The 24117-nt window shown below is 43.8% G+C and carries 16 protein-coding genes; 10 read left to right on the plus strand and 6 right to left on the minus strand.

What is annotated here, in order from left to right:
* Positions 1 to 75: 75 nt before the first annotated feature.
* Positions 76 to 1125: a Bug family tripartite tricarboxylate transporter substrate binding protein gene (locus tag L3D27_RS00655; RefSeq protein WP_284673790.1), complete on the minus strand. Its 1050-nt coding sequence runs from the start codon at positions 1123 to 1125 to the stop codon at positions 76 to 78.
* A gap of 333 nt (positions 1126 to 1458) precedes the next feature.
* Between L3D27_RS00655 and L3D27_RS00660 the strand changes: the two genes are divergently transcribed.
* Positions 1459 to 2190, plus strand: a complete 732-nt coding sequence (locus L3D27_RS00660) for a sulfite exporter TauE/SafE family protein (protein WP_284673791.1) — start codon at positions 1459 to 1461, stop codon at positions 2188 to 2190.
* 79 nt (positions 2191 to 2269) lie between these two features.
* Here L3D27_RS00660 and L3D27_RS00665 read toward each other — a convergent pair whose 3' ends face one another.
* Together L3D27_RS00665 and cysM are read right to left on the minus strand one after the other, a co-directional pair.
* Positions 2270 to 3049: a 3'-5' exonuclease gene (locus L3D27_RS00665; RefSeq protein ID WP_418001269.1), complete on the minus strand. Its 780-nt coding sequence runs from the start codon at positions 3047 to 3049 to the stop codon at positions 2270 to 2272.
* A gap of 34 nt (positions 3050 to 3083) precedes the next feature.
* On the minus strand, positions 3084 to 3992 hold the full coding sequence (cysM, locus tag L3D27_RS00670; protein ID WP_284673792.1) for a cysteine synthase CysM: 909 nt from the start codon (positions 3990 to 3992) through the stop codon (positions 3084 to 3086).
* Positions 3993 to 4141: 149 nt separating this feature from the next.
* Here cysM and L3D27_RS00675 point away from each other — a divergent pair, with 149 nt between their 5' ends.
* The 4 genes from L3D27_RS00675 (at position 4142) to L3D27_RS00690 (ending at position 13978) form a co-directional block, all read left to right on the plus strand.
* On the plus strand, positions 4142 to 7138 hold the full coding sequence (locus tag L3D27_RS00675; RefSeq protein ID WP_432481278.1) for an ATP-binding protein: 2997 nt from the start codon (positions 4142 to 4144) through the stop codon (positions 7136 to 7138).
* A gap of 278 nt (positions 7139 to 7416) precedes the next feature.
* Positions 7417 to 11361 (plus strand): phosphoribosylformylglycinamidine synthase, encoded by a 3945-nt coding sequence (gene purL / locus L3D27_RS00680; RefSeq protein ID WP_432481279.1) that lies wholly within the window; start codon positions 7417 to 7419, stop codon positions 11359 to 11361.
* A 213-nt stretch (positions 11362 to 11574) separates the two neighbouring features.
* A complete protein-coding gene (gene gltS, locus L3D27_RS00685) occupies positions 11575 to 12831 on the plus strand; it encodes a sodium/glutamate symporter (protein WP_284673795.1) in 1257 nt (418 codons plus the stop codon).
* A 139-nt stretch (positions 12832 to 12970) separates the two neighbouring features.
* Positions 12971 to 13978: a hypothetical protein gene (locus L3D27_RS00690; protein ID WP_432481280.1), complete on the plus strand. Its 1008-nt coding sequence runs from the start codon at positions 12971 to 12973 to the stop codon at positions 13976 to 13978.
* A 104-nt stretch (positions 13979 to 14082) separates the two neighbouring features.
* Here the strand turns inward: L3D27_RS00690 and L3D27_RS00695 are convergent, their stop codons facing one another.
* On the minus strand, positions 14083 to 15084 hold the full coding sequence (locus L3D27_RS00695; RefSeq protein WP_432481281.1) for a bifunctional nicotinamide-nucleotide adenylyltransferase/Nudix hydroxylase: 1002 nt from the start codon (positions 15082 to 15084) through the stop codon (positions 14083 to 14085).
* Positions 15085 to 15305: 221 nt separating this feature from the next.
* Between L3D27_RS00695 and nfuA the strand changes: the two genes are divergently transcribed.
* Positions 15306 to 15941 (plus strand): Fe-S biogenesis protein NfuA, encoded by a 636-nt coding sequence (nfuA, locus tag L3D27_RS00700; protein ID WP_284673798.1) that lies wholly within the window; start codon positions 15306 to 15308, stop codon positions 15939 to 15941.
* 121 nt (positions 15942 to 16062) lie between these two features.
* Here nfuA and L3D27_RS00705 read toward each other — a convergent pair whose 3' ends face one another.
* Together L3D27_RS00705 and L3D27_RS00710 are read right to left on the minus strand one after the other, a co-directional pair.
* Positions 16063 to 17064: an adenosine kinase gene (locus L3D27_RS00705; RefSeq protein ID WP_432481282.1), complete on the minus strand. Its 1002-nt coding sequence runs from the start codon at positions 17062 to 17064 to the stop codon at positions 16063 to 16065.
* Between the two features lie 132 nt (positions 17065 to 17196).
* Positions 17197 to 17646, minus strand: coding sequence for a universal stress protein (locus L3D27_RS00710; RefSeq protein ID WP_373628042.1), 450 nt, complete (start codon positions 17644 to 17646; stop codon positions 17197 to 17199).
* A gap of 310 nt (positions 17647 to 17956) precedes the next feature.
* Here L3D27_RS00710 and tauD point away from each other — a divergent pair, with 310 nt between their 5' ends.
* The 4 genes from tauD to L3D27_RS00730 all read left to right on the plus strand — a co-directional run bounded on the left by tauD (position 17957) and on the right by L3D27_RS00730 (position 24081).
* On the plus strand, positions 17957 to 18811 hold the full coding sequence (gene tauD / locus L3D27_RS00715) for a taurine dioxygenase (protein WP_432481283.1): 855 nt from the start codon (positions 17957 to 17959) through the stop codon (positions 18809 to 18811).
* A gap of 47 nt (positions 18812 to 18858) precedes the next feature.
* Positions 18859 to 20304, plus strand: coding sequence for an APC family permease (locus tag L3D27_RS00720; protein WP_432481284.1), 1446 nt, complete (start codon positions 18859 to 18861; stop codon positions 20302 to 20304).
* Between the two features lie 225 nt (positions 20305 to 20529).
* A complete protein-coding gene (locus L3D27_RS00725; protein ID WP_432481285.1) occupies positions 20530 to 20835 on the plus strand; it encodes a PepSY domain-containing protein in 306 nt (101 codons plus the stop codon).
* Positions 20836 to 21096: 261 nt separating this feature from the next.
* On the plus strand, positions 21097 to 24081 hold the full coding sequence (locus tag L3D27_RS00730; protein ID WP_432481286.1) for an insulinase family protein: 2985 nt from the start codon (positions 21097 to 21099) through the stop codon (positions 24079 to 24081).
* The last annotated feature ends 36 nt before the right edge of the window (positions 24082 to 24117 follow it).

Below are 24117 nucleotides of genomic sequence, written 5' to 3' on the forward strand. Positions count from 1 at the left end.
GTTTCCTTTTTTCCTTTAGAAAAACCAAATCCTAACAGATAGGATTTGGTTTGTGATGAAATGGTAACAGGGGTGTTACTTGGCTTGCTCAGCGGTCTTTACCAAATTAAATTCATTAGATAGAGCGTGTAGCTTTTGTGTTTCATCATAAATGTATTGCGTCAGTTCATCACCTGTCATGGCAAATGGGAATAGCTCACGGTTGGTGCGAAGTTCAGCAAACTTCGGATCGGCAAGCATTTTGTCAAACTGACCTTTCCACCAGTTATAAGACGCATCAGATGCTTCTGGTGCCATGTAATAACCACGAATTACAGGCCATTGAATATCAAAGCCTTGTTCTTTGGCAGTAGGAATATCTTTAAAGCCTTCCCCCTCTAGACGCTCTGGAGCGAACACAGCAAGTACACGCAACTTGCCTGCCTTAACATGTGGCATCACCTCAGCTAGACCTGCTGACACAACTTGGATGTGATTGCCAAGTACGGCTGTAACCGCCTCGCCACCACCTTCCATCGCCACATAACCCATGGCATCTGGGTTGATTCCTGCTGCTTTAGCAAGTAGGGCTGTTTGCATCCAATCTTGACCACCGACGCTACCACCTGCACCGAAAGTTACAGATTTAGAGTCTTTTTTTAAGGCGTCTACTAGGTCAGCTAGGTTCTTGTATGGTGAGTCAGCATTAACCGCCACCATGCCATAATCTGTACCTACTGCTGCAAGCCAACGCACATCTTTTTCGGTGAATTGACCGAATTTGCCTTGTGATAGATTTAGGATGGAGCCTGTTGAGAAAGCAACGATTGCATCGCCATTTTTACGGTCATTGGCAACAATTTTGTTATAAGCTACTGCACCTACGCCACCAGGCATATAAGTAACACGCATTGGTTTATCAATCAGTTCTAAATCCTGAAGACCTGATTGGGCAAGCTTACAAGTTAAATCAAAACCACCACCTGGCTTGGCAGGAGCGATACACTCTGGGCGTTTAGGTGCTTGTGTCACTACTTCTGTGCCAGCTGCAGCATCCGTGGCTTGTGCTGTTTCTTTTTTGTCGCCACCGCAAGCAGCTAGGGCAAGAATAGATAGGGTGATGGCACCGTGCTTAAATAGTTTCATAATATCAACTCCGGATATAAGATATAAGAATTCTCAATGGGTCTGCTGTTCAGATCTATTGGGAAGTATGCAGTAAGACTGTAAAAAGCCGTTTTAGTCTTTTTGAAACTATATGTATTATAGCGGAAAGAAAAGTAGCTTGGCAATTACAAAATAGAAAATATTTTTATAAATATGCCATGATTGAGATAAAATAAGACAGACTTGCGTTGTGTTGTTTTTGTTGTATTTGCTTTTAGAGTTGATGTCGGTGTTGTTTGTTGTTGAGCTTCTTGGCTTGTGTTTTTTTAAGAATGTTGCTACATTATTCTCCCTATCATCGGTGCGTTTGTTATGTTAGATCATCTTATTTTGGTCATCATTAATTTTTTTACTTCGGCTTTGGCGGGCATCACAGGGCTAGCAGGCGGTACGATTTTACTTGGGTTAATGCCCATGTTTTTGTCCGCCAGTGCAATCATTCCTATTCATGCCACCACTCAGCTAGCAAGCAATGTAAGTCGTGTTTGGCTTGGCAGGCGTGATGTGGTGCTGACTTATTTTCGCCCATTCATTGTGGGAGCATTGATAGGGGTGTTGTTTTTTGGCATGGCGGTAAAATTTGTTAAACTTGACTTAATTCCGTTATTTATTGCCTTTTATATCCTTTTGACTCAGTGGTCCGGCACTGTCAATCGCTTATTAAAAAGTTTAGAGAATTTTTATCTGATCGGTTTTGTGCAGGTGGGTATTGGGCTGTTTGTTGGTGCTCCTGGACCTTTGCATATACCCATGTTGATGAAAAAATATGATAATAACGATGTCATTGTTAGTACAGGTTCGCTGATGATGACTGTTGTGCATGTTTTTAAATTGATTGTTTATATCATTTTAGGTTTTAGTTTCATTGAGCATTGGCGATTGATTGTACTGATGGCGTTATCGGCATCATTTGGCTCATGGGTTGGCGTAAAACTGCGTAACCGCCTGCCGATGGCATGGTTAAAAGCTACCATGCCATGGCTACTTAGTGCCATTGCCATTAAGATTATTTATGATAATGTGGATAAATTGGGTGTGTTTTGATGGGTGGAATGGGGGCTCTTAGGGTTGGCAGGGCAGACAAAATAAAAAGCAGGTAAATGACCTGCTTTTTGGTTGATGTCTAGTTGGTTTGCCATGCTTGCAAAAAGCGTTCGTGGCGAAGTGTGCCATCGTCATTGGTGATACTGGCAACAAACTCATGTGTCTGCTCGCTGATACGCTGGCAAAGCTGTGTATCCGCCTTGCCTGTTAAGATAAGCCAGCGTAGATAAACCAACCAAGTGTTTAATACATCAGATTCACAGTAGGTGGTTAGCTTTTGCCATTCGTTATTTTGCACCATTGGCATGACCTGAGAGCCATCTATATCGCCCTTACCTGCAAAGCCACACAGTGAAGCGATGGTGTCTAGCTTTTGTTTGTTGTAGCCGTTATAAAGCGATAGCTTGTCCATTAGGTCAATGTGCATCTCGCCATAGCGATACAGATAGTCGGGTTTTTTGTCGGCATTAAACAATGCAGGAGCACTGATGCCATGATGTAAAGCACGATACAGCAACACAGGAATGTCAAAGCCTGATCCATTCCAACTTACCAAAGTGGGTTTTTTGTCAAAAGCACGAAAAAAACTCGCCAAAATCTCATGCTCGTCTTTGTTGTCCAATGATAAAGATTTTAGGGTAAACTGTCCATGTTCCACCCAAAGAAATGACAAACAAGCAATTTTATGCAAGGGCAGACGCATAAAGTCATTTCCTGCTTCGGCATGGCGTAGGGCTGTGAGTGCAATCAAGGCATCATCATCATTTAACCCCTGTAGTTCAGGATAAAGTCGTCTGCCTGTCTTAATATCAGGAATGGTTTCGATGTCAAAGACCAAAACAGGATTATTCATGTTCATAATGTGCCTTGTGAATGCTTGTTTGGTAGATTGGTCAGTTGTCCACTACACCGAATAGACCTGTGGATAGATATCGGTCACCACGGTCGCAGACGATAAAGACGATAACTGCATCAGGGTTGTCTTTAGCGATTTGGTGGGCCGCCCAAGCTGCACCCCCTGATGACACCCCACAAAATACCCCTTCTTCTTTAGCAAGTCTACGCATGTAGGTTTCGGCATCTTGTTGATTGACATCCATCACCTTATCCACCAAAGACGCATCAAAAATACCAGGTAGATATTCTGTTGGCCATCTGCGAATGCCTGCGATACTAGAATGTTCGTCAGGCTGTAGACCAATGATTTGTATGGCGGGGTTTTGCTCTTTTAAAAATTTGCCAACCCCCATAATTGTGCCTGTTGTGCCCATTGAACTGACGAAATGGGTGATTTTACCGTTTGTTTGTGCCCAGATTTCAGGGCCTGTGGTCAGATAGTGTGCTTCTTTGTTATCGTTATTATTAAACTGGTCAAGCACGATGCCAAGCCCATCTGCTTGCATTTGTAGTGCCAAATCTCGAGCTTCTTCCATGCCTTGCTCTACTTCAATCAAGGTCGCCCCATAAGCAGTTACGGCATCTTTACGCTCTTGGGTGGAGTTTTTTGGCATAATTAGGGTCATCTTATAGCCTTTCATGGCGGCTACCATAGCAAGAGCGATGCCTGTATTGCCACTGGTTGCCTCAATGAGTGTATCGCCTGCTTTAATATCGCCACGCTTTTCGGCTTGGTCAATCATGTTAAAAGCAGGGCGGTCTTTGACAGAGCCTGCTGGGTTATTGCCCTCTAGTTTGGCAAGTAAAGTCGCCTTAGTATCCTTGTTCAGTCGATTTAGTTGTACTAAAGGGGTATGCCCCACACAATCTGCCAAAATGGTGGTCTGGGTGATGAAATTACTCATAAACAATCCTGTTGTTATTATAAACGACAAAGAAGAATTATCGGACTAAAAATTAGTCTATTATAACACACTCTTTTTTCAAAAATACGCCAAAAGCGTGCTAAACTACCCCAAGAGACAATCTGTGGTTGGTAGATGATGGCTTGTGTATGAATAAAGTGCGTTTTGGTCTAAAAAGTGCCTACGGGCAGTTGATTTTACTGGTGTTTTTGCCCATTGCGGTACTGGCGATGGTTGGTGGTTATTTGGTGTTTAGTGAGGTGCGTCGTGCGGTCTTATCTGAGCAAGACATACTGGCACAAGCGGCATTGCTTCGTTATGAGACAGCGGCACGACCACGATTAGAGCGATATGGACTGACACAGGCAGAGGCTTTTTTTGATGAAGTGTTTGTTAATGCGGTACTACCTTATAATGCCCATAACCATCAAAAAACCACGACATTAAGCGATACATTAGAAAGCCTAAATCAAATGCGGCAGCAGCGAGTACAGCGTCTTGCCATCATGAATGATAAAGGAGAGCCTTTGCATTCATTTGGTATGAATGCTGATGCCAGTTGGACAAGTTTTGATGTATCAGCACCTCATGTTCTAAGGCTTAAGACCTCACAGGGTGTGGCGTATGGCAATCCTGTGAGTGTCAATGGCAAGCAGTTTTGGTTGTTTGTTGAAATGGACAACAAGCCTTTGACCTTGACCTATTATCATGTGTGGCTTGCTTTGTCCATCACAGGATTGATGACGATTTTGTTGCTCTTATTGATTTTAAACAGCTACTCAAAACGCTGGATTACTCCAATTTATGAAATGCGACTGTATCTACAGCGACTTGATGTAACAAATCTATCAAACCCCACCTCAGTTAATGTAGATGGTGAGTTTTCTTTATTGCAGAAGGATTTTTTAAAGGCATTAAAACGGTTGGATGGCAGCTTTAATGAACTAAAAAACCATGCCGAAGAGACGGAAAGGGATTTGCAACAAGCCTTTGACGAGATGGAGATGCAAAATATCTCCATTCGTAATGCTCGTGATGCAGCCGTATCCACCAGTCAAGCCAAATCGGCATTTTTGGCGAACATCAGCCACGAACTAAGAACACCACTGAACAGTATTGACGGTTTTATCAACCTACTGGCTCGCAAACAAGGACTAACAAGCGAACAAAATCTATATGTGCAAACCATCAAAAAATCATCAGCACACCTATTGGCTTTGGTGAATGATGTGCTTGATTTTTCTAAGATTGAAGCAGGAAAACTTGTACTTGAACATCATGAGTTTGACCTGTATGCCACGATTTATGATGTGGTGGATATGTTATCTCCAGCAGGACTTGAAAAGCACCTGCGACTGGCGGTGTTATTTTATCATGATGTGCCAACCAAAGTGGTGGGCGATAGTCTGCGAGTGAAGCAGATTTTAACCAATTTAGTGGGCAATGCGATTAAGTTTACTGACGCAGGCGGTGTGGTGGTGCGTGTCGGCTTATCTGATGTTCACGATGGCTATCTAAATATTGCTGTTGAAGACACAGGCAAAGGTATTAGCGAAACGGACAAAGCACAGCTGTTTAAGAGCTTTAGCCAAGGGGATTTGTCGGTAACTCGCCGTTATGGTGGTACAGGTCTTGGGTTGGTGATTTCTAAACAACTTACCATGATGATGGGTGGCGATATTGGCTTTTTTGACAATAACAGCGAAAATATCGCACCAACAGGGGCGACTTTTTGGTTTGAGATGCCTACCAACATAGATATTCCTGACGAGATGAATGGCGAAATGATGGCTAGTAAACCAAATATGAACGCCAATGTGTTGGTTTGGATTAACCATGCTCCTGCGGTGCAAGTATTAAAAGCAAGTCTTGCAGGGACAGGCGTGGTCATCACAGAGGCGATTGGTTTGGCTGATTTGCTTGAACAGCTAGATGATACGCACGAATTTGATTGGGTGATTGTTGATAACTTTGGACAGGATGCCGCCCAAGATGATATTGGGGCGATTTTAAGGCAGATTCGCCTTCGCTATGATGGCAGACTGATGGCGTATGGTTATCAGGTGGGTATGGATGCTGCACTGCTTGAACGCTATCATGCTAATGCTCTGTATGAACCGATGGATAAAAGACAGCTGTACGAACTGTTGTCAAATCAGCCCAACCAGTTGGTCGCCAAACCCATCAGACAGCAGAGATTTACAGGCACTCGTGTGTTGGCGGTTGATGACCATTTGCCAAATCTGCTTGTGCTTGAGGCATTGCTTGGAGAGCTTGGGGTGGAGGTTGTCATGGCGGGCAGTGGCTTTGATGCCATTGAAATTATGACCAAGACTGCAACATCGCAGGGGTTGCCGATTGATTTGATTTTTATGGATGTGCAAATGCCTAGAATGTCAGGGCTTGAAGCAAGTATTGAAATTCGCAAAATTGAACAAGCCCACCTGTCTAAGCCTGTGCCGATTATCGCCTTGACTGCACATGGGCTATCTGATGAAAAAGACAGGTTGGTCGCTGCAGGATTGAATGATTATGTGGGTAAGCCTATCGGTCATCAACAGCTACTGCAAACTTTACAGCGTTGGCTTGGGCATGATGATGCGGATAAGGCGGTGTTGCTTAATCAGCAATCTGATGACATGCCATATCAAGAGATGCAGTTGTTTGATGATAAATTTGTCAATAAGATTGATGGCATGACTCATACGACAACACCAATCAACACCACGCCTAGTGCCACGATGGAGCTTTTGGACATTGACTGGCAAGATGCCTTAAGTCGTGCAGCAAATAAAGCTGAGCTTGCTGAGAAACTACTGACCATGATGATTGATAATGCCGAGCAAGAAAAACAGTTGCTTGAGCGTGCATGGGCAGACAGAGACAGAAAGACGCTTGCCGACCTTACGCATCGTATGGTTGGGGCATCACGATATACAGGTGTACCCAGACTGCGTCAGGCAGCACAGGACTTTGAGAGTCGGTGCCGAGCTGATATTACAGAGGTGAGTGCTAGCCATTTTGTGAGTATGCGTCCTAGCTATCGTGCGTTGATAGATGCACTTGATGATTTGGGGACGGTGGACCTAAAGGGACAGCTTGCCAAGCAGGTACTTGATGAGAATAAAATGAATTGGAAAATGTAGTCTAAGATGGGGCTTTTGTGTTGACTGGATTTGTTGTTTGTCCAAAAGCCAGTAAGCTATAAGGTAATATTTATTCACCGAATGATGAGCACATGGCTCAATTTAAATTACTGGTTTAATGTGATTATGGATTTTTAGAATGCGTTGAAATTTTGTGCGATTTTTATGGGCAATTTGCCTTGATTGCCTAATAAAAAATCAGTGATCATCTGTTATATCTTGGATTATCTGTTATAATGGCAGTATTTATTTTTCATCATTTGACAAGGGCATTGTTCATGATTAGTACCATCGCAGGACATCGTTTTTTAACGGATTTTCAAGCCAAGAAATTGGCGACACAGCTTAAGGAGAAAGCAGGACTAAAGATTAGTGCGGTAGACAGTCAGCAGGTTTATGTTTTTGATGATATCGTTGATGGCGATGACCATAAAAAGGTCATCAATTTGCTTAATCAGGGCGATGAAGTTGCTCTAAAGACTGCCCAAAAGGGTCAGATGCAAGTGGTGGTATCGCCACGCTTTGGGACGATTAGCCCATGGGCATCAAAGGCAACTGATATTTTCAATAATTGTGGCATTAAGGTTAATCGTCTTGAGCGAGTGGTGGTTTTTACTTTATCAGGTGACAATCTACCTGCTAAATTGCCCGCCACTGCCGAAAATATCCTACATGACCGCATGACCCAAAGTTTGGTGTATGAGCTAGATGATGTTAAGGCTTTGTTTGTTGATGGTGAGCCTGCCCGCCTAGAGTATGTAAACATCATGCAAGATGGTCGTGATGCTTTGGTGCGTGCAAATATTGAATTTGGTTTTGCCTTGTCTGAAGAAGACATTGATTATTTGGTGGATAATTTTACGCAGTTGGGACGCAACCCGACCGATGTAGAACTCATGATGTTTGCTCAGGCGAACTCGGAGCATTGCCGTCATAAGATTTTTAATGCCGAATGGACGATTGATGGTGAGGTGCAACCAAAATCATTATTCAAGATGATTAAAAATACGCACGAGAAAAACGCTGATGGCATTTTGTCTGCCTATAAGGACAATGCAGCGGTGATGTCAGGCTTTGCGACATCTCGTTTTTACCCCAACAAAAATGCGTCAGGCGAGTCGCAGTATGGCTTTCATGACGAACAAATTGACATCTTAATGAAGGTTGAAACACACAACCACCCAACCGCCATCGCACCATTTTCAGGAGCATCAACAGGGGCGGGCGGTGAGATTCGTGATGAGGGTGCAACAGGTCGTGGCGGTAAGCCCAAGGCAGGGCTGGCGGGTTTTAGTGTATCGCATCTGCACCTGCCGAATATGCCTGAAAAATGGGAGGTCTTAGGTCAAGTTTCTACCAAAGACTACGGTAAACCTGAACGCATGGCAAGTGCTCTTGACATCATGATTGATGGTCCGTTGGGCAGTGCCGCCTTCGCCAATGAGTTTGGTCGTCCGAATTTAAACGGCTATTTTCGTAGCTTTCAATTAGATACTTCTGCCAAGCAGGACGGCAGCCAGATGCGTGGCTATCATAAGCCCATTATGATAGCAGGGGGCTATGGTAATATTAAACGCAACTTAGTGCAAAAAAACGCCATTACTGAGGGCGATTTGCTTATCGTACTTGGCGGACCTGCCATGCAGATCGGTCTGGGTGGTGGTGCAGCCAGTTCTGTAGATAGTGGCAAGCTTGATGAAGGGCTAGATTTTGCATCGGTGCAACGAGATAATGCCGAGATGGAGCGTCGTTGTCAAGAAGTGATTGATGCGTGTTGGGCGATGGCAAAAGATGGCGAGGATAACAACCCTATCATTTCTATCCATGATGTGGGTGCAGGCGGATTATCCAATGCCATGCCAGAATTGGTCGATGATCATGAACTGGGTGCTCACTTAAACTTAAGAAAAGTACCATCGCTTGAACAAGGCATGTCGCCGATGGCAATTTGGTCAAATGAAGCTCAAGAACGCTATGTGCTTGCCATCTCGCCAAAGAGTGAGAAACTTTTTGATGAAATTTGTGCTCGAGAACGCTGTCCTTATGCCATCTTGGGTACAGCAACAGCCGTGCGTGAACTAAAAGTTGATGACAGTCTGTTGCCAGAGCAACCTGTGGATATGCCAATGCAGGTGTTATTGGGTGGTACGCCACGCATGAAACGCAGTTTTAACCGCACGCATAGCGAGCTTTGCCCACTAGATGTATCAGGTGTTGATGTTCGTGAAAGCATCAAAGATGTACTACGCCATCCAACGGTCGCTAGCAAGTCGTTTCTTATTAGTATTGGCGATCGTTCCATCACAGGTATGGTAACCCAAGATCAGTATGTCGGTCGCTATCAGGTGCCTGTGGCAGACTGTGCGGTAACAATGTCAGGACTACTGGCTGATACAGGCGAAGCGATGGCGATGGGTGAACGCACGCCTGTGGCACTCATTAGCCCAAAAGCATCAGCTCGTCTGGCGGTGGGCGAAGCATTGACCAACATTGCATCAGCACGCATCAATAAAGTGTCAGAGGTTACGCTATCTGCCAACTGGATGGCAGCGTGTGGCGATGACAAAGAAGATGCAGCCTTGTTTGATGCTGTACACGCCATCGGCGAAGAGCTTTGCCCTGCCTTAGGTATTACCATCCCTGTCGGTAAAGACAGCCTATCCATGAAAGCAGGCTGGAGTGATGATGGCATAGAAAAGAGTGTCAGCTCACCCATGAGTCTTATTATCACAGCTTTCGCTCCTGTTCAAGATGTCGCCAAGACCATGACGCCTGAGCTTGCGAATGCGGACGCTAGCTTGTATCGTTTGGATTTATCAGGCGGAAAACTGCGTTTGGGTGCATCCATCTTTGCCCAGACATTAAGTCAGCTTGGCGATGATTGTCCTGATGTAGAAAATCCGTCCACTCTGGCCAATTTCTTTGCGTTTATCCAAGCGGCGAATGAAGCAGGCGTGATTTGTGCGTATCATGACATCAGTGATGGTGGTATGATTGCAACGGTTGCTGAGATGCAGTTCGCAAGCCGGCTAAAAATTTTATTAGAGCTTGAAGATAATCATCTATTAGGGCAGCTGTTCGCTGAAGAGTTGGGCGTGGTCATTCAAGTGCTACCACAAGATGAAGGGCGACTGATTGAGCTGGCAAAGACGCATCAGGTGGCAGATTTACTCAGTGTGATTGGTCATACTTTTGCAACACCAATCGGTGGGGCAAACCAAGATACGCTTGATATCATCACCTCAACGCTGTCATTGACTTTCACTCGTAGCGAGTTGCAACAAGAATGGAGTAAGGTAAGTCATGCCATCGCTTCCATGCGTGATAATTCTGCTTGTGCTGACCAAGAATTTGCCTTGATTGCTGATGCCAACTATCATGGTTTGATTGCTGATGCGAATTTTGAGTTGGATTTGGCGGTGGAAGCTCCTTATGTGAATAGTCGCACCAGTCAGCCTAAGGTTGCTATTTTGCGTGAGCAAGGTGTGAATGGTCATCTAGAGATGGCAGCAGGCTTTGTGCGCGCAGGCTTTGATGCGGTGGATGTGCACATGAGCGACTTGATGAGCGGACGCATTAACCTAAGGGATTTTGAGGGTTTGGTGGCGTGCGGCGGTTTTAGTTATGGTGATGTGTTGGGTGCAGGCTCTGGTTGGGCGAATTCTGTCTTATTCCATGATGAGCTTCGTATGCAGTTTGCTAGATTTTTCCATCGCCCAGAGACTTTCGCTCTAGGTGTGTGCAATGGCTGTCAGATGATGAGCCAATTAAAAGAGTTGATGATTGGTGCAGAGCATTTTCCACGCTTTACTCTTAATCAATCAGCACGCTTTGAAGCACGCACGGTCAATGTAAGAGTAGAACGCACCAAGTCTGTCCTACTAAAAGGCATGCAAGGCAGTATCTTGCCGGTAGCAGTGGCACATGGTGAGGGCTATGCACAGATGAACGATAGGTCGATGAATGAGCTTATTCGTCATGGTCAGATTGCACTACGCTATGTGGATTCACAAGGCTGTCCGACTGAGCATTATCCACTTAATCCAAACGGCTCGCCGCAGGGCATTACAGGTGTATGTAGTACTGATGGGCGTGTTACTTTAATGATGCCACACCCAGAGCGTACACTGCGTGCGGTGAATCACTCTTGGAAGCCTGATGAATGGAAGAATGATGGTGCGTGGATGCGTCTGTTCCGTAATGCTCGTGCATTCCTTCGTTAGTCTTTGAGCTATCTTAAAAACGAACATCTTGATATGTTCGTTTTTTTGTTTTATGGTACTACATGGGGTTGGGTAAGATTTTGCAATCGCAGAGTAAACTTGTTACAATACACGCCGTTTAAAAAGGCAATTGTATTGGAAAGTAGCAACCATATCTTTTAAGATGGATATGTTATGCGTGCCTTTTTTGAGATTTTTGTTTTTGGAGTTGTTATGGAAATTGTATTAAATGGCTATTATACCTTGATTTTAGCCACGCTGGTCTTGCTACTTGGCAAGGTACTGGTTAAGAATATTAAGTTCTTGGAGCATTTTAATATCCCTGAACCTGTGGCAGGTGGCTTGGTGGCGGCAGCTGTTATCTATACGCTACACGCAGTTTTTGGTTATTCTTTTATATTTCAAAAAGAGCTACAGACTGCCTTTATGTTGATGTTTTTTGCATCTATCGGACTGTCAGCTGACTTTAGCCGTTTAAAGGCAGGTGGTGTACCATTGCTTGTGTTGTCTGCTTTGGTATCAGTATTCATCATTGTTCAAAACGCCGTTGGTGTAGGCTCAGCGATGCTACTTGGCATTGATCCAATGTTGGGTCTGGTGGCAGGCTCTATCTCATTGACGGGCGGTCATGGCACGGCAGGTGCATGGGGTGCGACACTTGAGCAAACCTATGGCGTGGCGGCAGCGACCACATTGGGTATTGCGTGTGCGACTTATGGTCTGGTGTCAGGCGGTATTATTGGTGGACCTGTGGCACAACGCCTCATCAATCGATTAGGAATCAAACCTCAGGCTGTGACGGCGAACACCGCTCATGGCAAATCGCTAGATGGCGAGCCAAACATCAATGAGAAGGACTATGCTTCTGAAGAGATGTTTGAAAAAGCAGATAGCACTCGCTTGATTACCGCCATCTCTGCGGTTGAAACTTTGGCATTGTTTGCGGCGTGTTTGGCATTTGCCGATATCATGACAGGCATAGCAAAAGGTACTTGGTTTGAGTTACCGACCTTTGTTTGGGCGTTATTTGGCGGTGTGGTGATTCGCAATGTCTTGACCACTATATTTAATTTTGATATGTTTGACCGTGCCATTGATGTATTTGGTAATGCTGCCTTGTCGCTATTTTTGGCGATGGCACTGTTGTCATTAAAACTTTGGGAGCTTGCTGGTCTGGGCTTGCCAATTTTTATCATTTTGGCGATTCAAACAGTGGTTATGGTACTGTATGCGATTTTTGTTACCTTTAATGTCATGGGTCGTGATTATGATGCAGCGGTACTTGCAGCGGGTCATTGTGGTTTTGGACTTGGGGCAACACCGACGGCCATTGCTAATATGCAAGCAATCACTGACCGCTATTTGCCATCACACAAGGCATTTTTGATTGTGCCGATGGTGGGAGCGTTTTTTGTGGATATTGTAAACGCCATCGTATTGCAGATATTTACTAAACTGCCATTTATGTAATTGATGCATGTGTATCATGTGTCATATTCATATGACATGATTAACCAAAAAACCCTGCATGATGCGGGTTTTTTGTGCTTGTTTTTTCAATCAAATGTGCTACAATCCTTGCTAAAATGACCAATACGCATCCATCAAAATGAAGAATCTATTAAAATACACGCTGTGTATAACGACTGGGCTAGCAGGAGTTGTTTATGCCCAAAATCCAGAAACGGTGTCCGATGAGATGGGTGCGTTATCTGTGCCAAGAGATGAGATGCGGACGACTTGGCTGGATAAAAAACGCTACGATACCAAAGACTATCTAAACAAGACCGCTGATAAGTTGGACCGATGGTTTGGGCAGACCGACCCAAGTAATCCTGCCTATGCATCATTAAGAGTGATGGCTGATATACATTGGGATGAGTATGATGGCACAGCCATCAAACCCCGTGTTCGTGGCAAATTAAAACTGCCTACCCTAGAGAATCGGCTGAGTGTCGTCTTTGGTGATGATAATTTGGATACCGATACCAAAGGTGGTATGCATAATGATGGGCGTGCAATCACTCGCACCAATCGGCGATTTGACAGACGCCAAAGCCGACAAGAGAACTCATCGCTTGGGATTAGATGGTCAAAATTCCAAGAAAACAAAAATATTGAGACTGACATTGATTTGGGTGTGCGTTCTGATGATGTTTATCTAAAAATGCGTGCAGGTAAGCGATGGGAGCTATCACAAGGAGTCAATGCCTATTTTGAGCAGATGTACCGCTATGGCTCAAAAAGCGAACACTATGGGCGGACGACTTTGGAATTTAGCCAACCGCAATCAGACAGTCGTACTCTCATTAACCGTACGCATTTGCATTACACCCATCAAGATGTTGAGGATTTAAACTGGGCAAATAGTTTTTATCAGCAACATCATTGGTCAGCCAAGTACGGTCAGCGTGAATTTAGCTACGGCATTTATGCAGGTGGTCATATCGAAAATAAAAAAGTCAGCCTAAATATCTATGGTCCTTATGCCAGCTATCGTCAGCCTGTATGGCGTAAATGGCTGTTCTTACAAGGTGATGTTAGCTATTATAATAATAAGTCTGAAAATAAAGACCATCGTGTCGGTGTGTTTGGGCGTGTGGAGATGGTATTTTAACTGATTGGATAACCAATGGTGTGTATAATTAAAAAGACAGCTGTTTAGGCTGTCTTTTTAATTATAACTGTCGTATTAAAGTTTATCGTATTAAAACTTGAGAGTTAAATTCCTAAAATGTTGGTGATGATACTATAGTGATCTTCAAACATTTTTTTGCCATCTAGAGCATGAATGGGCAGCCAAAACACGCCTTTGGCATCATCGCCTGCTTTGACGGTGGGTAGGTCATCGCCTGTCAATTCAAAATGAAATACTGTGGTAATCGTGCGACCTCGTAAAGAGCGGTCAGGTGCATCAAAAGTATGGCGAGATTTTAGGGTGTTGTGGTTAATACTTAGTCCAGTTTCTCCAGATAGTTCACGCAACACACAATCAATCAAACGCTCGTCAATGTCCAAAAATCCCCCAGGTAATGCCCATAGCCCATTGCCGTATTCACCTCCACGCTCAACGAGCAAAATGTGTCCTGATTGCACGATTAGAGCATCAGCGGTGGTAAAGATGGGTGGATATGGGGTGTTTTGCCATTGTTTCTTAAATGCTTGAATATGGTGGTATTCATCATATAGCTTAACATAGTTTGTTGTATGCTTAAATGCCTGTAAAAACTGCCAAGAGGCATCAGGCATACGCTCATCAATGATACCATCGGCGAAGTACAGCTTTCTAAGTGGTGTGGCGGATAAATTCTCAAAGCTAGGAAGTTCAATCGCTCCCCAATTTGGAAATAGCGATAAATAATACGAACTGTCATCTTTATTGTGTCCGATGATGCCGATGCGTGCGTTCGCTTCTGTGGTGTGCACGATGGCAGTCTGGATATTTTGTAACCATTTGTGGTCATTGTACAGTGTGTCATCAATGGGTAGGCAGTGGATTCTTTTGCGGTCAGTATCACCGAATGCACCGAGTATCATCTGGGTACGCTCCTCAAAAGTAAAGGGGTTTTTGATGGTGCGTGGACTGTTGGCAGAGCCGATGAGCATGATGACTTGCCGAGCTTTGCTTAATGCTTTTTTAACGACAAATTCATGCCCATGATGAAAGGGTTGAAATCGTCCAATAAAAACCAAATGGTCAAATTCGTCATTCGTGTCAGTCATATATTATACCTATCGTCAGCCATAAAACCACTCAATAATAGCAGAAAAATCCATAAAATGAGAAAAAAGTTTATCAAACTACCTTGATAAAGTCCTTTTATGTTACCATATAAATGGCAATAAACCGACTGATTTGGTCAAGATTATCATTATTGACAACTTGTCTAAGCTTTTTTAGGTTTCTCAATCAACTCATTTTTATATCAATACAGAGAACAGTCATGAGCGATATTCAAGAAGACACCCAAGATACCCCATTAAGTAGCAATATCATCATCACGCCATCGGCACAAGGTTATCTTGCTGAGCTACTTGCCAAACAAGAAGTTGAAGGCATTGGCGTGCGCATCTTTGTAGAGTATCCTGGTACGCCTCGTGCGGAATGCTGTATGAGTTATTGCCAGCCTGATGAGGTTGATGAATCGGATTTGCAGATTTTGTTTGAGGCATTCATTGCCCATATTGACGCACCAAGCATTCCTTACCTACATGATGCAGTCATTGATTATAATAAAGACCGCTTTGGCGGGCAGTTAACTTTCCGTGCACCAAATTCAAAAGTACCGCAAGTCGGTGCTGATGCCAGTGTTGAGGAGCGCATCAATTATGTCCTACAATCAGAGATTAACCCAAACCTTGCCAGTCATGGCGGTATGGTAGAGTTGGTAGATTTGATTGAAGATGAAGCAGGCTTGACAGCGGTGCTGAAATTCGGTGGTGGCTGCCAAGGCTGTTCAGCGGTGGATGTTACCTTGCGTCAGGGCGTAGAAGTGCAACTAAAGCAATCAATCCCAGAGCTAACCCAAGTGGTTGATGATACCGACCATAGCATCTTGGATAATGCGTATTATAAATAATTTACAATCATTCAAACGCTTTAGAGTGATGAATGGGAGTAAGTACTTACTCCCATTTTTATATTCATCAAAAGCCATCTAAAATCAAAAGTTTGTCATTTTTTTTTGGTGATATTTGTCATCAGCCTAAAATCTGGGCTTTAATGGACTGGTACTCTTGGGTAGATAGGCGAGGACCGAACTGCATGACGATGCGACCTGCAACATGGGTGGCAAGTTTTCCACATTGTTCTAATGAATAACCGTTGGTCAATGCGTATAAGAAAGCTCCCGCATAGTTATCGCCTGCACCATTGGTATCAATGGGGCTATCGATTGATAGTGATGGTACGCTAAGTATGTTGCCAGATTGGGCGATGAGCGTTGGTTTGTTGCCATTGGTAATGACTACCAAATCGGCAAATTTGCCTAAAGCTTGAATGGCTGTCTCTTGGCTAGTTGCACCTGTGTAGAGTATGGCTTCTTCGCTGTTGCAAAAGATGGCATCAACACCGCCTAAAAGCATGCCATCTAACCCATCTTTGGCGAATTTGACCACTGCAGGGTCGGCAAAACTGACGGCCACTTTGACACCCTGCTCTTTTGCTTGCTGGCGTAGGCTTGCGATACCGTCCGTGATGGATGGCGACATGGCAAGATAGCCTTCTAAGTAAAGCCACTTTGCCCCTTGTAGGGCGTTGGGATTGATATTTGTCTTGTTAATCTGACTGCTTGCGCCTAGATGTGTCTGCATGGTGCGTTCGCCATCTGGTGTAACCAGTACCACGCACGAGCCTGTTGTGCCGTTGGTATCGATGGCAACACTGGCATCGGTGGTAACGCCTGATTGCTCAAGGTCGGATAAATAAAAATCGCCCATGTCATCGCCACCCACTCGGCAGTTATAAAATGCACGACCACCTAAAGAGGCAAATGCCACCATGCTGTTGGCGGCCGATCCACCGCCTGCTTGTTTGGCAGGGTGGTCGCCTGCTTGAGTGAGTGTGGCAAATAGAGTGTTTTGGGTGTCTGATTCGGCAAGTGTCATATTGCCACGAGTTAAGGTGGTGGCGGTTAGGGTTTCGTTACTGATTTTAAATTCGGTATCCACTAGGGCATTACCTATGGCAACAATATCAAACATGATGTTCCTAAGTTTAGTGTAAAAATGATAAGACAGTCAATAAAATAGGGCAATCACGCCCAATGCACTCATCATCAAGGGGTTGTGTGCATGATAGTTTTTCATCTTTAATCTGAATAAAAGATGAAAAACTTACTCAGTGGCCAACTGTACGACAAGCAAGTCGCTATCAACATCAGGCAAGATGCTATCAGCAGTCGCTCCTGCCAACCATGCCGATAGCCCTGTGCGTTTATGGCGACCGATGACCACAAGGTCAATGGCGTTATTTTTACAGTAATCCACGATGCCTTTGCGTCCTGAGATGGCGGTTTTTATTTTAACATTATGGGCGTGAAGGCTGTTTCTGGCTAGCACTTGGGCAAGGCGGAAGCGTGCTTCTTGACAGCGTTTATTATCAATCTCTTCGTGCAGTGCCGATGCCGGTATCAGCTCATAGCCAAAGCCAAACATGGTCTCTTCGACAATGTGCAGTACAGACAGTTGGGCGTTTGGCGATGCGTCCAAAATCCATTTTGCCTTGGTAGCAACCAAGTCTGTATCATCTCTTAAATCCGTTACCAGTAAAACATGTTGATACATTACGACTCTCCTGTGGTTGATGAGCAGATGCTCAAGGTGAATGATTTATCGTTAATGAAAGGATTATCTTATTAGTACAATTTTAGTATAACAAAAAACCTGACCACCGTCAGCTAAATTCTATTAAAAATGAATTTTTGACTACTTGAATGATTTTGCCATACTTATGCGGATAATTACTTAACTAATTCTTTTTTGGTGTTTTAAATTTTGATGATTTATCACTAATATAATTGAGTCAATCATTTCTTATGATTATATATTTTTCATTATTTGTTAGTTTTTTGGTTGTTATTTTCAAGGATTTCATATGACAGCACAGATTCTGATCATCAAGCCTATCAAACAAACCATCGGTGCCATCATCGAGGGCGTGAATTTAAACGAGCTAACCGATGAAGCACTTGCTCAGATTAAGCAGGCTTTGTTGGATCATCAGGTAATTTTCTTTCGCAATCAGGATTTGACAACTGACGCACAAGTCAATCTTGCCAAATCATTTGGTAGTTTACATATTCATCCAGTCTTTCCAACTGTGCCAAATGTGCCTGAAGTCATCGTGCTAGACAGCCATCAGACCGACCTAAAAGACAATGAGCTTTGGCATACTGATGTTACTTTTAGTAAGACGCCACCACTAGGCTGTGTACTAAGAGCGGTCAAAATCCCACCATCAGGTGGTGATACCCTATGGGCAAGTGCAACGGCAGCATTTGAAGCACTAAGCGGTGATATCCAGGAAAAAATCAAAGGCTTGACCGCACTACACGATATTCGCCTGTCATTTCCAAAAGAGCGTTTTGGTGGTGTGAGTGAAGCAGAAAAAGTCCGTTTAGAGGAGATTTATCATAACAACCCACCGGTGGTACATCCTGTGGTGCGTACCCACCCTGACACAGGCAAGCCAATTTTGTTTGTGAGCGAGGGTTTTACCGCCAAGATTAACGATTTGCCAGAAGAAGAGGGTAAGGAGCTGTTAGATTTTTTAACACAGCACGCTGTCAAAGAAGAGTTTCATCTGCGTTGGCAATGGCAAGAAGGCGATGTTGCTATTTGGGATAACCGTTGTACGCAGCATAAGGCATTGTTTGATTATGGTGATGCCCATCGTATCATGCACCGTGCTACCATCAATGGCGATGAGCCTTACTATGTGATTAACTAACCATGTTATCAGCTAAAAAATCTGTGATAATGCACTAAGGATAAGCGATGAGTGGTTCTGGTCAATCTCATAAAACATCAAATCAAGGATTTAAAGCCAGTTGGGTCTATGCCATGGCGGTAGGCTCTGCGGTTGGTTGGGGTGCTTTTGTACTGCCTTACGAATGGCTTTTATCATCAGGACTGATTGCGGTTGTTGCAGGCTTTGTGATTGGGACACTGCTTGTTGGTGTGATTGCCATCAACTATGGTTATGCCACTAGGTCTTTGCCTGTAACAGGCGGTGGCATTGCTTTTGCTTTAGCGACTTTTGGGAGAGTGCATGGCTTTATTGCAGGATGGGCACTCATGCTTGGCTATATGGGTATCATCGCCCTGAATGCGTCAGCGGTTACTTTGGTATTAAGACTTGTTATTCCTGATATGATGATGCAAGGTGCGTTATATGAAATTTCAGGTTGGACTGTCTATGCTCCTGAAGTCTTGGTGGCATCACTGTTTTTGGTGGGATTTGCTTACTTGAATATAAAAAATACCGCTATCTCTGGACGGGTGCAGGTCTTGGCGGTCGTGCTGATGCTTTTGGCGGTGGCAACTGTGCTGTTTGGTACTGGTATCCATTATGTTACACATCAAGAACGACTACCGCTACTACCACCTGATGGTGTGGGGTTTTGGTCGGCAGTGGGGGCGATTGTTGCTTTTGCACCGTGGGCGTATGTGGGTTTTGATGGCATTCCACAACTGGCAGGCGAGTTTCGTTTTTCTGCAAACAAAATCATGAGACTGCTTGTTGGCAGTATTGTCAGTGCCAGTTTTTTGTATGTGGCGGTTATCTTGTCGGCGGCATTCGCCTTAGGTGGGCAGATGGCGTCATTTGCTGGTAGTTCATGGGAGATAGGTCATGCCATCTCATCGGTGATGGGTAGGTTTGGTTTGGTGCTGATGGTTTTGTCGGTTAGCATGGGTGTTTTGACGGGTTTGAATGGTTTTTATGTGGCGGCAAGTCGTGTTATCTTGACCTTAAGTCGCAGTCAGATGCTACCTGCATCACTTGGGCGACTTCACTCCATATACGGCACGCCATCTTATGCGTTTTATGTTGTCATGGCAGTCTGCCTGATTAGTCCTTGGTTTGGTCGTGCGGCACTGCTTTGGATTGTGGATATGACCAGCGTTGGTATTGCTGTTACCTTTTTTTATACTTGTGCCTGTGCTTATAAATTGGGTCGTGATGGGGCGGTATTTGGTATGAGCGTTCAACAAAAGAGCAATGCACAAAGGATTATTGGTATCTTAGGCATGGTCATCTCGGTAGGGTTTTTATTATTGTTGCTATTGCCGAACTCAGCTGGTGCTCTTAGCCTGCCATCACGATATATGCTGGTGCTATGGGTGCTACTTGGTATTTTGTTTTATGTTGTTAGGCGGGCTGATTTGTATCGCACAAGTGATGCTGAGTTAAGACAGGTGCTGTTTGATCAGGTTTATTGATGGAGTAAAATCAATGCAGAGTGTCATTTGATATTTTTTAGATTGGGTTAATTTTTTATGAGAATTTATCAAGATTGGGTAAAAAAAGTATTTGAAGTATTGCATAAATAAAACAAATTATTAATATAATCAAGATAACAAGAAAAAATAATGGACTTTGATGGGTGAAGCTGTTATTGTAACTGCATAAATTTTTAAGTTAATCTTAGTCTTAAGGAGAGTTTGATGATGAAGCGTATCATATCAACCTTAGCATTATCAGTATTTGCCATGTCGTTTACTGCGACTGCATCAGCTGATGAAGACAGACGCATCTATCAACAAAATAAAGCTCAATATATCTCACACGCCAAAGCAGGCGAGATTGCCAAAGCTCATGTTCAAGGCACTGCTGTTAAGCAAGTTGAATTTGACCATGACAGAATGTACGGTGCTCATTTTGATGTAGAGATAATAACTGCACAAGGTGAGTATGATGTCAAAGTTGATGCTAAGTCAGGCAAAGTCATCTCAAGTAAATTTGATGACTAACCTAGACACAACCAGTCATACCAAAAGCAGTTAATTAAAAAAAATCGCAGGTTTTAGACTTGCGATTTTTTTAATTGCGTTTTTATTCATGATTCAAAGATTGGAATGTTTAAATGTATATCAATAAGACCATGCAAGCATTCATTTTTTGGGTTAAATTATGCTAAACTATGGCTTTTTACTGCTATTTTTATCGTTTCACCAGTAAATTGGTAACCAATTTTTTAAGCAACTTAAGATAATAAAAGCAAGGAATTAATCATGATAACCACCAAATCCGACAATACCCCTAAACAACACCCAAGCCCAGCCTTTGAATGGCTTGGCACCACAAAAATCGAAGCCTTAGATATTGATGTTGAGCATTATCGCCATAAAGAGACAGGGCTGGTGCATTTTCATCTTGCTTGTCAAAATGATGAAAATGCTTTGATGATTGGCTTTGCTACCCAACCAATGACTTCTCGTGGCGAAGCCCATATCTTGGAGCATGTGGTTTTATGCGGTAGTGAAAAATATCCTGTCAGAGATCCATTTTTTAGCATGATTAAGCGTTCATTGCAGACTTTTATGAATGCGATGACGGCGGCAGATTGGACGGTTTACCCTTTTGCGACACAGAACAAGAATGATTTTTTTAATCTATTGTCCGTCTATGCTGATGCGTGTTTTTTTCCAAATATTCATGAACTGGATTTTGCCCAAGAGGGTATTCGTGTTGAGATCAATGATGACGGAAAGCCTGAGTACCACGGCATTGTTTTTAATGAGATGAAAGGAGCGATGAGTGGTGAGATTGATCAATTATACTACGCTTTGACACCGCATCTATTCCCAACAACTACCTATCATTATAATTCAGGTGGCGATCCAGAGCATATCATCAAGCTAACCCATGAGGATTTGTTAAAATTTCATCAGGCGCATTATCACCCATCAAATGCCATTGTGATGAGCTTTGGTAACATTGAGGCAGTCCAAATCCAAGAGCATCTACAAAAGAATGTACTGGTGCGATTTGATGATGTCAGTCGCCCTAAGATTGGCAAAAAATTCGCTTCTGTGCTTGAACAGCGACTAGATGAGCCAGTAAGAGTTTTTGATACTTATACCGCTGATGATAATGGCGGACAAAAAACCCATCATGTGCTGTCTTGGCTACTTCCTAGTATCAAAGATCCAAAAGAACGCTTGGCAATGCGTCTAATGGAAGGGGTGCTTGTTGAGCATTCAGGCTCGCCGCTGCGTGCCTACCTAGAAAGTTATGCCCATGCAACCGCTCCTAGCCCACTGCTAGGATTGGATGACAGTCATTATGAGATGGTGTTTTATGCAGGGGTGCGTGGTTCGGATGTTGATTATGCTGATGATGTGGAGGCGGGCATCTTAGGTCTGCTACAGCAGGTGGTCGCAGATGGTGTGAATCTTGAGACAATCGAAACGGTGCTACATCAAATAGAGCTGGACCAACGACACATTGGTGGCGATAGTATGCCTTATGGGCTAACACTCATGCTTGAGGCGTTTAGCACAGTGGTGCATGATGGCGATCCTTTAGATGTTTGGCAGATTGACGAGCATCTAAACTGGTTAAGACAACAGGCGACAGACCCAAGTTTTATGCCATCACTCATCCAAAAACACTTAATTGACAACCCTCACCGAGTGCGTTTGACTTTATCACCTGACAAGGATAAGGCACAAGCACTCATTGATAAAGAGCAGGCGACAATAGATGCACTTGATCGGTCATTAACTGATGAAGATAAGACAGATATTCGCCAACGCATGATGGACTTACAAGCTCGCCAAGCGATGGCGGATGATGTTGATTTGTTGCCAAAAGTAGATTTATCAGATGTGCCAAGTGATATCGCATTTGTTCATGCTAATAAGCAACCCATTGCTTTAGATGGTGAAATGCGTACTTTGTATGAATATCATGCAGGTACGAATGGGCTTTATTATTATCAAGTGGTGTCAGAGCTTGGTGGGTATGCTGATGAGATTTTGGGCGATCCATTATTGCCAATTTATCTAACCTTGCTATCAGAAGTGGGTATAACTCAATATGATGCCAGAGCATTTCAGGCAGTGCAAGCAGCCCATTCGTCAGGCGTAACAGCACGCATCAGTCAGCGTACCGATGTGGCAGACAAAGACAAGATGAGTAGTTATTTTGTGGTGGCAACCCGAGCATTGAACCGAAAACTTGAGGCGATTGATTTGGTCAGTCAGGTGCTCGATGAGACGATTTTTGGTGAATCAGATCGCATTCGTGAATTACTACAACAAAAACAGACCAGTTGGCAATCTCGCTTGACTGGAGCGGGTCATGCCTATGCGATGCAAACCGCCAGTCGCAACATGAGTCAGCTTGCCAAGATTGAATATGCTTACTCTGGGCTACCTGCATTGTCTGTATTAAAGGCGTTTTTAGCAGAAAGCGGTGATGAAAAATGGTCAATTTTATCGGCACGATTGGCAGCCTTGCACGCACGCATCATCGCCTTGCCTAAAGATGTGATTTTGGTCTGTGAAGCTGAAGCTTCCGATGTTTTAAAAGGCAAGATAGTAAGTACGCTTCATACCAAGCCATTGGATGCTATGCCCACTTTAGCACCGATTATTTTTGATGAGCTGGCGGATATTGCTAAGCAGGGTGATGATGAGGACATTGCTTGGCTTATTTCAACCAATGTTTACCACAATGCCGCTGCCTATGCTGCCACCACTTCAGATGGTCCTGATGCGGCCGCACTTATGGTGTTGGCGTTGTTTTTGCGTAATGGATATCTGCATACTGCCATTCGTGAGAAAGGTGGTGCGTATGGCGGTGGAGCGACCTTTGATGGCAATGCCGCTGCCTTTAAGTTCTTTAGTTATAGAGACCCAAACTGTGCAGCAACTTTTGAGCATTTTACCAATAGCATTGACTGGTTACTTGACAATGAGCATCAAAATGAGCAACTAGAGGAGGCGATTTTGGGCATTATTGCAGGTATGGATAAGCCAGGTTCACCAGCAGGCGAGGCGGTCAAATCCTGTTTTGCCATATTACACGGCAGAGATAAGGATTATCAGCAGAGCTTGCGTGCTAAGATTTTATCAGTCGGTATCGATGACTTAAAACGAGTGGCTCGCATTTATCTAAAAGATAAACCATGCACAAAAGCAAGTCTTGCACCGCTTGAGCAAGAATCGCAAATGACCGAACTTGGTTTTTCCGTCAAAAAACTTTCTTAAAATACACCATAAAAAAGCCCTGTTATCAAGTAGGGC

It is taken from the genome of Moraxella sp. ZY200743, from assembly GCF_050885545.1.
In the GTDB taxonomy this organism is placed as follows: domain Bacteria; phylum Pseudomonadota; class Gammaproteobacteria; order Pseudomonadales; family Moraxellaceae; genus Moraxella; species Moraxella haemolytica.

Coding starts and splice junctions, on each gene's coding strand:
- nfuA (WP_284673798.1), top strand. CDS start 15,306: ATGAGCGATATTCAAGAAGACACCCAAGATACCCCATTAAGTAGCAAT.
- L3D27_RS00660 (WP_284673791.1), top strand. CDS start 1,459: ATGTTAGATCATCTTATTTTGGTCATCATTAATTTTTTTACTTCGGCT.
- tauD (WP_432481283.1), top strand. CDS start 17,957: ATGACAGCACAGATTCTGATCATCAAGCCTATCAAACAAACCATCGGT.
- L3D27_RS00655 (WP_284673790.1), bottom strand. CDS start 1,125: ATGAAACTATTTAAGCACGGTGCCATCACCCTATCTATTCTTGCCCTA.
- L3D27_RS00720 (WP_432481284.1), top strand. CDS start 18,859: ATGAGTGGTTCTGGTCAATCTCATAAAACATCAAATCAAGGATTTAAA.
- L3D27_RS00695 (WP_432481281.1), bottom strand. CDS start 15,084: ATGACTGACACGAATGACGAATTTGACCATTTGGTTTTTATTGGACGA.
- L3D27_RS00675 (WP_432481278.1), top strand. CDS start 4,142: ATGAATAAAGTGCGTTTTGGTCTAAAAAGTGCCTACGGGCAGTTGATT.
- purL (WP_432481279.1), top strand. CDS start 7,417: ATGATTAGTACCATCGCAGGACATCGTTTTTTAACGGATTTTCAAGCC.
- L3D27_RS00690 (WP_432481280.1), top strand. CDS start 12,971: ATGAAGAATCTATTAAAATACACGCTGTGTATAACGACTGGGCTAGCA.
- L3D27_RS00725 (WP_432481285.1), top strand. CDS start 20,530: ATGATGAAGCGTATCATATCAACCTTAGCATTATCAGTATTTGCCATG.
- L3D27_RS00730 (WP_432481286.1), top strand. CDS start 21,097: ATGATAACCACCAAATCCGACAATACCCCTAAACAACACCCAAGCCCA.
- L3D27_RS00665 (WP_418001269.1), bottom strand. CDS start 3,049: ATGAACATGAATAATCCTGTTTTGGTCTTTGACATCGAAACCATTCCT.
- cysM (WP_284673792.1), bottom strand. CDS start 3,992: ATGAGTAATTTCATCACCCAGACCACCATTTTGGCAGATTGTGTGGGG.
- L3D27_RS00710 (WP_373628042.1), bottom strand. CDS start 17,646: ATGTATCAACATGTTTTACTGGTAACGGATTTAAGAGATGATACAGAC.
- L3D27_RS00705 (WP_432481282.1), bottom strand. CDS start 17,064: ATGTTTGATATTGTTGCCATAGGTAATGCCCTAGTGGATACCGAATTT.
- gltS (WP_284673795.1), top strand. CDS start 11,575: ATGGAAATTGTATTAAATGGCTATTATACCTTGATTTTAGCCACGCTG.